This window comes from Chitinophaga sp., from assembly GCF_036569185.1.
Lineage (GTDB): Bacteria > Bacteroidota > Bacteroidia > Chitinophagales > Chitinophagaceae > Chitinophaga.
This window is the reverse complement of the sequence record NZ_DATCRD010000184.1, coordinates 1-10,400: the sequence shown is the minus strand read 5'-3', so window position 1 is coordinate 10,400 and position 10,400 is coordinate 1. Positions and strand designations below refer to the sequence as shown.

At 46.3% G+C, this 10,400-nt stretch carries 7 protein-coding genes and 1 pseudogene; 4 read left to right on the top strand and 4 right to left on the bottom strand.

Features of this window, described 5'->3' with window-relative positions; translation table 11 throughout:
- Positions 1 to 739 (top strand): ionic transporter y4hA (locus tag VIM72_RS14140; protein ID WP_332003469.1); only part of this gene is annotated, 739 nt, incomplete at its 5' end.
- A gap of 69 nt (positions 740 to 808) precedes the next feature.
- The gene (locus VIM72_RS14135; protein ID WP_332003468.1) at positions 809 to 1,393 is read left to right on the top strand and encodes a PhnA domain-containing protein; all 585 of its coding nucleotides are present in this window, start codon (positions 809 to 811) and stop codon (positions 1,391 to 1,393) included.
- A 168-nt stretch (positions 1,394 to 1,561) separates the two neighbouring features.
- On the opposite strand, the gene VIM72_RS14130 is transcribed toward VIM72_RS14135, so the two are convergent.
- The 4 genes from VIM72_RS14130 to VIM72_RS14115 all read right to left on the bottom strand — a co-directional run bounded on the left by VIM72_RS14130 (position 1,562) and on the right by VIM72_RS14115 (position 6,383).
- Positions 1,562 to 2,782, bottom strand: a complete 1,221-nt coding sequence (locus VIM72_RS14130; RefSeq protein ID WP_332003467.1) for a glycosyltransferase family 87 protein — start codon at positions 2,780 to 2,782, stop codon at positions 1,562 to 1,564.
- Between the two features lie 196 nt (positions 2,783 to 2,978).
- Positions 2,979 to 3,965, bottom strand: a complete 987-nt coding sequence (locus VIM72_RS14125) for a transglutaminase family protein (protein ID WP_332003466.1) — start codon at positions 3,963 to 3,965, stop codon at positions 2,979 to 2,981.
- Positions 3,966 to 3,980: 15 nt separating this feature from the next.
- Positions 3,981 to 4,916, bottom strand: a complete 936-nt coding sequence (locus VIM72_RS14120) for an alpha-E domain-containing protein (RefSeq protein ID WP_332003465.1) — start codon at positions 4,914 to 4,916, stop codon at positions 3,981 to 3,983.
- Positions 4,917 to 4,934: 18 nt separating this feature from the next.
- Complete coding sequence (locus VIM72_RS14115) at positions 4,935 to 6,383, bottom strand: circularly permuted type 2 ATP-grasp protein (RefSeq protein ID WP_332003464.1); 1,449 nt, start codon at positions 6,381 to 6,383, stop codon at positions 4,935 to 4,937.
- A gap of 308 nt (positions 6,384 to 6,691) precedes the next feature.
- Between VIM72_RS14115 and VIM72_RS14110 the strand changes: the two genes are divergently transcribed.
- Positions 6,692 to 9,076 (top strand): glycoside hydrolase family 2 protein, encoded by a 2,385-nt coding sequence (locus VIM72_RS14110; RefSeq protein WP_332003463.1) that lies wholly within the window; start codon positions 6,692 to 6,694, stop codon positions 9,074 to 9,076.
- Between the two features lie 433 nt (positions 9,077 to 9,509).
- Positions 9,510 to 10,400, top strand: a pseudogene (locus VIM72_RS14105) (hypothetical protein); the annotation flags it as partial.

The window sequence follows — 10,400 nt, the reverse complement described above, 5'->3', positions numbered from 1 at the left end:
CATTGGTGGTTACCGCTTTAAAGAACAGGCATTTATCAAAGCTGGTGTAAGTGCCGCCCTGGTTGCCTTAACGGCGATCTCCATTTTAACCCTCGTTTTACCCAATTATACTACTACGGAAGCAGGCCCTGTTTATTCCAGCAGCCAGCTGATATTTGTAGCCATTATTTCACTGGTGCTGTATGGTGGTTTTGTAGCGGTGCAAACCGTGAGGCACCGCGATTATTTCCTGCCTGAGGATGCCGCACCCGGCGATGAAGACACACATGCAGCGCCACCATCGGGGTTAACCACTGTTGTAAGCCTCGTCTTCCTGCTGATAGCGCTGGCAGTGGTGGTATTGCTGTCGAAAAAATTATCGCCGGTAATTGAAACCATCGTGGTAAACCTTGGCGCCCCTAAAAGCCTTGTGGGCGTTATCATTGCAGCGGTGATCCTTTTGCCGGAGGGACTGGCCGCTATCCGGGCCGCCTCACAGAACCGGCTGCAAACAAGCCTGAACCTGGCGCTTGGCTCTGCGCTGGCAAGTATAGGGCTTACTATCCCCGCAGTGGCTATTGTGGCCTACGCATTGGATTTCAGAATCACGCTTGGCATAGATGCCAAGTCCACCCTGTTGCTGATCCTTTCCCTCTTTACCATCAGTATTTCATTTAATGCAGGAAAAACCAATATCCTGCAGGGGATCGTGTTGCTGGTGATACTGGCTACCTATCTTTTTATTACCGTAGTACCATAAAATGGAACCGGCTATGGTCCCGGGCAAAAAAATGTTACCTTCGTGCACATTTTTTTATCAAGGATATATATGAAGCTGAACGAACTATTGCTAACAAGGAGCGAAAACAAGTGCGAGCTATGCAAATCGGGAGAGCCGCTGAACATGTACGAAGTGCCTCCCCAAACCTACAGTGATCAGGATAATTGTATCCTTATCTGTGAAAAATGCCGGTTACAGGTGGAGAAAAAAGCAGAGCTGGACAGCAGCCACTGGCAGTGCCTGAACGAATCGATGTGGAGCGAGATCCCTGGTGTACAGATCGTTTCCTGGCGCCTGCTGCACCGCTTAAAACAAGAAAGTTGGGCGGCTGATAACCTGGACATGATTTACCTGAACGATGAAGCGCTGGCATGGGCCAAAGCTACCGGCGATCATGAGAATGATGCGGCGGTGGAACTGCACAGGGATAGCAACGGCGCTATCCTCCAAAACGGCGACACGGTTGTTCTTACCAAATCCCTCGATGTAAAAGGATCTACCCTGAACGCGAGAATGGGCACCGTAGTGAAGAATATCCGTTTGGTACCGGATAATACAGAACAAATAGAAGGAAAGATAGAAGGACAGCTGATTGTGATCCTCACCAAATATTTAAGGAAGCAAAATGCGTAGGATACAGTATGGATACTCCCTGTTTCCCCCGGATATTCCCCCTATTCTAGTCCTATTGTAGCCGTATATACCCCGTATCTAAATATACGGGGTATATACGGCTACAATAGGACTAGCGCTTGTTGATTAACTATGTAAAATATTTTTTTACCGCTGCCTTTGTTATTTTCAGGCTGCCCGTTGCAGCTTCCCGGACCTGATGGTGGCCGTTTCCGCAGAAGCCACGAAGAAAGGCTCCATCACTATTTTCAGCCACACAATGGAGCAGAACACGGCTTTCACCGCATAAGGTTCTACATAAGTTCTGGCAATCCAGTATGGAGTGATCAGGTCGGTGGAAGAAAAAGAAGTGAATACCAGCGTAAGCAACACCAGTATGGTATTTAATGTTGACGGCCGTTCCTGTGTGAAGTACCAGATGGCCACGCCGGTGAGCGCAATAATATAAGTAGGCGATTCGCCTTTATGGTTAAAGATCACCACCCATATCAGCACAGAAGCCAGCATGCTCAGGTTATATTTGGGCTCCCGGTTATAGAGGATGGGTAAAAACGGCGCCATGAAAATGGCTGCCGCCACCAGCATAAAAAGCTGTTTGGAGATATCCATGTTAAACCAGGTATGCCACCATCCCATCACGGAAACGCCATAGGAAGCGGAGTAGTCGTTCGCCAGCAGGTGACCCCAGCTTTTGTAGAGGAACAGCAGCTGATCCCATGAAATCACCATCAACGGCATTACCGCGATTACTGCAGTCCAGAAAACAGTGTACAGGGCGGCTTTCCAGCGTTGGGGATACAGCAGGAATAGCGACATAGCCACTACGCCAAATAGTTTGATGTATACTGTTACCACCAGCAGCAATGCTGCCAGCCAGATCTTTTTATTTTCCATGCAATGCCATGCCAGGATAAAAAAGCCCGTGATAAATACGTTGATCTGTGAGCTGGTCAGCGCAATCATCATCTCTATAGCTAAAAACAACAACAGGATGGATTGTTTTTCTTTCTTTACCGGCAATGTTCTGATGGCAATAATAAATACCACCACGTTCATGATATTCCAGCAGATCAATGCAGGTACATCGGGCATCCAGGCGAAAACACCCATCCACAAAGCAAACGAAGGACTGTATTTATACAGGTCGTAATACTCTGATTCGTATAGCACGTAGAGGTCCTGGTTATGTACCAGGTGTGAGAATGCCTGTTTAAAAATGAGGAAGTTATTGTAACGGGTCCATCTTTCCATGTCCTGTGAAGAATACCAGGAATGAAAGGAGATGCCTGCCGCCATCAACAAAAACAGGATATACAGGTATTTTGGCGGAATGCTGCTGATAGTATGGCAGAAAGCATCCCAGCGCCCTTTCGTGGCTAAGCGTTGCATTGTACTCTTTTAAGTGTGACAGTTGTAGTTTTTAGTTCGCTCGTTAAGGTTCAGGACAAAACTATATAAATTTTTCTTTATTTATGAATTATCAGATTGTTTTAAGAAATAAATAAAAGAGGTGATTAAGCGGGCCAGACCGGTATTGCGGGCTCCGCAGACGGGATTCCGCCATTCGCCGGTGTAATTCGTGTATTCATTGTTGTTGCTGTTGTTGTTGCATCATTATTTCTTCCAGGTGACGCTGGTAGCTGTTTTTTGCAGGCGCCGGTGAAACGGTGCTGCTCATGGCAGGTTGAGCAGGAGAGAGAAATGGTTCCGGATCATAATGCTCGTGGTCGTCGTAACCCACAGATACCGTTACATCGAGGGTATGTCCTGCGCCGCCGCTATATACGCCCTTCACAGGGGAGCAGTCGCTGAAATTACGTCCCACTGCCAGTTTTACGTGATTTTCGCCGGCAATGCAGTTGTTGGTAGGATCAAGTCCCAGCCAGCCATATTCAGGAATATACACTTCGGCCCAGGCGTGGGTGGCGCCTTCTCCGCGCATCCCGTTTTTATTGGGGCAGATATACCCGCTTACGTACCTTGCCGGAATTTGTGTGAAACGCAGCATAGCGGTGAGCAGGTGCGCGAAATCCTGGCATACGCCCGCCTGTAATAACAGTATCTCATCAAGGGTACTATTCACGGTGGTAACTCCTTTAATGTAATCGAAATGTGTATACACATAATTGCAGAAACGCACAGCTGTTTGGAAAGGGGTATCGATATCATCTTTAAGATTCAGTGAAGTTTCCCGGAGGGAGGCCACGCTTTCAAAGTTTTCCTGTTTGAGATAATCGATAAAGGCCACATCGTAGCGGATGCTTTCCAGCAGTTCCCATTGGGCGGCGGGAGGCAGGCTATCTGTGGGTAGCGGCCGCGGAGTAGTTTCCACGCAGATAGAGGAAACGATCTTCAGTTCATGATGGGGCTCCGTTTGCGTAAAGATGCCCACTTCATTGCCGTAATAGTCTTTGAACACTTCTACATCCGGGTGATGTGAAATAGTGATGTCATGTTTGATCACTTTCTGGTATTCATCTTTTACGGGATACAGGATAATCTGGTTGGCGCTGTCGCGTACCGGTGTTTCGTAAGTGTAATGCGTAATATGTTTTATTTTGAAAACAGGCATAAAATAATCTAATGGTTAAGCGTTTGCGAAATAGTGTTCATTCAGCAGGTTACCGATGCCGTAAAGCTCGCTCCTGATCTTAACAAGATAGGAGTGAAGTCCTTCCGCTTTCATACTGTTTACCGAGCTGTAAGTGATGGTGCTGTTCAGCCTGCCGATGTTAAACGACAGCTTATTATAGTGTTCTATATTTTTATCGCTTTTAAGCCGTTCAAAATACCGGTAAATATTATTCACGGAGTATTTTGCAGACCTGGGGAAATCGTTGTTGAGCATTACCAGCTCCAGTACGTTTTCTGCTTCAAAGCCTTTGCGGTAAGTTTTCAGGTAAAGTTCATAACCGCCCAGCGACAGTAAAAGGTGTTGCCAGTAGGAGGTGTCTGTGAGCAGGTCGGGATTGTTGGAGATGGAGATGAATTTGATATCGAGGATATCGATCGACTGTATACTTCTTTCAAGGTATTTGCCGATGCTCATAAAGCTTCTGCTTTCGCCCCTTTCCATGATACTGCCTGCAGTGCCATAATATAGCATTACCTGTTTAATGAGAATATCCAGCGCTGTTACAGGGTCGTCTTTTTGTACATACCACAGCAGCTTCGGGTCTTTTACGGTATGATAATATTCATTAAGGCATTGCCACAGGTCTTTTGCGATATGTTCCTGTACGCTCCTGGCATTTTCACGGGCAAGTGTGATCATGTTGATAACGGAGTTGGGATTGTCGCGGTTAAAGAGCAGGTACTCGATCACCGATCTGCTGTCGTTTTTGATAGATGAAATATCGGCTTCAGCGCCGCCGGAAGAAATGCGGATTACCGGTGTCCATGTAAATTCCTGGATGGTGTCTTGTGAGGAGGCGTAATTTATTTTCAGCATTCTTAAAATGCCGTCGCTTCTTTCCACATACCTGCTTAACCAATATAAACTTGAGGCTACTCTGCTTAACATAGGCGTTTTGTTTTTTGTTTATGATGCCAATACCCAGGTGTCTTTACTGCCGCCGCCCTGTGAGCTGTTTACAACAAGGGAGCCTTCTTTCAGCGCCACCCTGGTTAATCCGCCGGGAACAATAGAGATGCCGTCGGGGCCTGCGAGGGCATAGGGCCGGAGGTCTACCCGGCGGGGTTGCAGCATACCGTCCAGGTAACAGGGGGCGGTGGAGAGGCTGATGGTGGGCTGGGCAATAAAATTGCGGGGATCCTTCAGTATTTCCTTTTTATAATTTTCGATGTCGGATTCAGAAGCGGCATGTCCCATTAACATACCATAGCCCCCACTTTCATTGGTTTTTTTGATGACCATTTTATGCATGTTCCTGAACACATATTCCTTATGTTCGGGGTTGCCTAAACTGTAGGTAGGTACATTTTTCAGCAGGGGTGTTTCGTTCAGGTAGTACCTGATCATATCAGGCACGTAGCTGTATACGGCTTTATCGTCTGCCACGCCGTTACCAATGGCATTAATGATGGCTACATTACCTTTACGGTAGGCGCTCATCAGGCCGGCAACACCAAGCACGCTTTTGGGATTGAATACCAGCGGATCAATGTATTCGTCGTCTACCCTGCGGTAGATCACATCTACCTGTTGCAGGCCGGTGGTCGTTTTCATGTATACTTTCTGGTCGCGCACTACCAGGTCGCGGCCTTCCACGAGTTCCACGCCCATAAGGCGGGCCAGCGTGGTGTGTTCGTAATAGGCGGAATTGTACATGCCGGGGCTTAGCAGCACTATGGTAGGGTTGGACACTGCACGGGGCGAGAGCGATAACAGGTTTTTATAAAGAATGGAGGGATACTCCGTTACGCTGCGCACTTTGCACTGTGGCAGAAGATCCGGGAAAAGCCTTTTGGTGATCTCCCGGTTTTCCAGCATGTAGCTTACCCCGGAAGGAGTCCGGAGATTATCTTCAAGTACATAGAAGGTGCCGTCGTAATCCCGTATAAGGTCTATGCCGGCAATATGGATATAAATATCGTAGGGAACATTCAACTGGTGCATTTCCCGCAGGAAGTGTGGGCAGGAGTAAATAAGAGAAGCGGGGATCACCCCGTCACGGATAATAAACTGGTTGCTGTAAACATCTTTCAGAAAAAGATTAAGGGCTTTCAAACGCTGTTTAATACCTTTTTCGATAATGGCCCATTCTGCGCAGGTAATGATACGGGGAATAATATCAAAAGGAAAGATTTTTTCAATCCCTTCCCCGCTGTCGTACACCGTAAAAGTGATTCCCTGGCTCATAAACAGGCGTTTGGCCAGTTCTTCTTTCTTATTGAGGTCGTTGGCGGATTCATTCTCCAGGTAGCTGATAATCCGGTGGTATTGTTCCCTCAGCTGATTATCAGTAATGTACATTTCATCCCAGGTGTTAGAAATGTGATTGTAGTGGTTGATATTTATAGTATTCATTTTACTAATATTTTATTTACGTCATAATGATGTATTGTTTTTGTATAATTTATGAATAAAAAATTAATTATTTAAAGATAATTATGTTGATTTTTTAATTTCTTGTATTAATATATTAGATTATTATTTATAATAATATTAATAGAAATGCAAAATAAACAGATTAACAAACCTTAAAGGTCAGGCCTGTTTATTCACCGGGAATTATGTATATTTTGCTACCGTACCTGTTTTAGCCATTAAGATGAACTGAAAGATCACAACCCTGTCAACCACTCAATTTAACCACAAAAGAAATAAGTAATTCCATGATGAGAACACCACTATTACTGGCCACTGCCTTGCTTTTCTGCAGTCATGCCCCGTTACAGGCACAAACCGGTTATAAAATGAAACCTGTTGCCATTCAATCCAGGTGGGCGAAGCAAGTGAGCCCGCAAAATGCGCTTACCGCTTATCCACGGCCCCAGCTGGAGCGGAAGAACTGGCAAAACCTCAACGGCCTCTGGGAATATGCTATCACCACGGTGGATGAAGCAGCGCCTTATAATTTCGATGGGCAGATACTTGTGCCTTATCCACTGGAATCAGCATTGTCAGGCGTAAAGAAAACGCTGCTGCCGGAACAGCGGCTCTGGTACCGCCGGAAATTGAATATTAACCAGGCGGCAGGAGAGAGAACGCTGCTGCACTTCGGGGCGGTGGACTGGCAAAGCAAAGTATACCTCAACGGGAAAGAAGTAGGAGCTCACACCGGCGGCTATACGTCGTTTACTATCGATATCACCAATGCGGTAAAGAACGGGGAAAACATTCTTGCGCTGAAGATCTATGATCCGTCGGACAGGGGAATAGGCCCTTCCGGTAAGCAGGTACTGAACCCCGCCAATATTTATTACACGCCCAGTTCCGGTATCTGGCAAACCGTATGGCTGGAAAAAGTGCCCACCAATTATATTTCCGGCCTGGATTTCACACCAGACATAGATCAACAATTACTTACCCTCACGGTAAATGCACCCGCGGGATACACCGTGGAAGCAGTGGCTTCGGCCAACGGTAAAACCGCAGGCGCCGTAAAAGGTAAAAGCGGTGTTCCGTTACAGTTAAAAGTGGCGCATCCCGTTTTATGGTCGCCGGGAAACCCTTTCCTGTACGATCTTTCCGTGAAACTCCTGAAAGGAGGTACAGTAGCCGATGAAGTGAAAAGCTATTTCGGCATGCGTAAAATATCCATCGCAAAAGATGAAAAAGGAGTAGACCGCATCTTCCTTAACAACAAACCTTATTTTAATCTTGGTACCCTGGACCAGGGCTTCTGGCCCGACGGACTTTACACGGCGCCCACTGATGAAGCGCTGGCATTTGATATCAAAGCCATCAAGGCGATGGGCTTTAATACCATCCGCAAACACATTAAAGTAGAACCCGACCGCTGGTATTACTGGGCCGATAAACTGGGCATGCTGGTATGGCAGGATATGGTGAGCCCCAACCACAGTTTGCCGGAAGGCGCCAAAGCCGCTTTTGAACAGCAGTGTAAGGAAACGCTGGCGCAGCTGCATAATTATCCCTGTGTAACTACCTGGGTGCTGTTTAATGAAAAATGGGGCCAGTTCGATCAGCAGCGCTTAACAGAATGGATCAAACGCAGCGATCCTTCCCGGCTGGTGAATGGTCATTCGGGAGAATACCTGTATGTAAACGAAAAGCTCCGCAGCCCAAGCCCGAATGCGTATATCAGCGCCGACCTCACCGATGTGCACAGCTACCCGAATCCCATGAACGCTATAAAGATGCCCGGGAAAGCCCGTGTACTGGGCGAGTTTGGCGGTATTGGCGTATTTATTCCCGATCACCAGTGGAACACCAACACCGCCTGGGGATACATCCAGGAAAAGCCTGGTGCGCTGAAATCAAAGTATGCTATTATGAACCAGCATCTGCAGCTGCTGGAACGGCAGGGTTTATCAGCCAGCATCTATACCCAGCCTTTTGATGTGGAGGGAGAACAGAACGGGCTGCTGACCTACGACCGGGAAGTGGTGAAAATTCCGTTCGCGGAAATCAGAAAGATTCACGCGCCATTGAATAGAGACATGGGCGCCATCCCGGAAGTAGCTGCACAGGATGCCGATCTTACAGAGCCGGCCGCCATTTACAGCGCCATGCTGCAGGAATATATTGATGGCAGAAAGGATCCGGAGTTCCTGAGAAAGCTGGCGATGCTGGCGGTACAATCGGGCGATAAAGACGGGGCTGCACTCGCGGGGGCCGACTACTTCGCCGTCATGAAACAACCCTATTCAGAAGATGATCTTCGTTATGTAATGCTGGTAACCGGCAGTACCCAGGATACCGGCTTCTCCATTATCCGCAATAACATGGAGGCCATCGATAAAGCAATGGGCGCAAGACAAGCCGCTGTAAAAATGATGAACCTTATTTACCAGGATCTCATTGCGCCCTCTTTGCCTGAAAATGGCGCCAACCCCGACTGGGAGGCCATTTACACCACTGTAAAACCCTATGGTGCGCCTGGAGAGGAAATATACCTGCGGGCAAGAACTATTTATCTTCTCAATAAACAGGACAAAACGGCATTTAAACCAATAGCCAAAGAATACCTCGATAAATATGGCCAGTTTGTAAAGCTGGATGAAAAGAAAAAGATAGAGGCGTTTATGAATTAATCGCCTTCGGCGATGAAATTGTCTTGGAGCAGGATTACGCTGATTATACTGATTATTGTGATTGATCAGTTTTGATTTTAAAGGATTTTGGGAGATAAAAAGCAGATGATATATCCGCTTTTTATCTCCCAAAATCCCTGAGTCAGACAACATCCGTGCTGGTTATTCGCTTTTATCTCGCAAATCCGTTAAAAATCCGGAAGGAAACTCAGAGAAATCAGTATAATCAGCGTAATCAGTGAGTCAGACAACATCCGCGACAGATTAACACAAAAGTGTGAGCGAAACTGTTGTTCATTCTCCTTTCCTTTGTTCCCGGACGGAAAGAGTTCAGAATGGTTAACCCGTTATCTTTAAAATGCCTGACGTTGCAGTTATACCCTTACAGCGTTTTCTGTTCTGCCCTGATATTATTCCTGATAAATAAAATCTCATGAAAAAATTACTCCCTGTACTTTTTGTATTTGCGTTTGCAACTGCAAACGCCCAAACCAATGTGATTGGTAACACCGGAAATGTAGGAATTGGTACTCTTAATCCTGTAAGTAAATTACAAGTGGTGGATAATAACCGGAATTATTTTGTGAACCGGCCTATTGCGGGGCTTACAGAAGATTCACAAGGACCAAATTACATTCTTTTACATGAGTTATATACTGGTACTTTAATGCCTGATAAACATGTAATGGGAAAAATTACAGGTATTAGGGGTGCTACAGGAGCTTTTAACAGGAAATGGACCGTAGAAGTTAATACCAGCACGGCTTATAACGCTAACAAAGGTTCTGTCATCACTTATAATGAGCCTGCCAGATTAGTTACCCTTGTTTATAACAATGTAAATTACATGGCGCTTGAGATTGTGAATAGTGCCTCCCTGAATTATTTTTCATTTACTGGTTATGCCAGTGGAGAATCGCTTCTTTTAGTAAAGGACGATAATGTATCATCAGTAGCTCCGTTTATTGTAAGTGATGCTATAGGCATTCAAGGAAACCTTAGTTTAGGTACCTTTTCTTCAGCTGCAAAACTGGATGTATCAGGCGGCCCTACCTGGACTACCAACAACTGGCAGAAATCAATGAAACTATATAATGGCTCGGCTATTGAATTTACAGGATCAGCAAGATCATTCGGCCTTGGCGCTTCCGGCACAAACCTGTATTTTTCACATGTTAACTCAGATGGCACCGGCGGTGCCAATTATTTTATGATTGCAGATGGAAATACTGGTAATATCAGCATCGGCGGCTCCGTTCCTGTTGCCAATTACAAGCTTACCGTAGACGGCGCCATCGGTGCGCGCCGCGTTAAAGTACAGCAG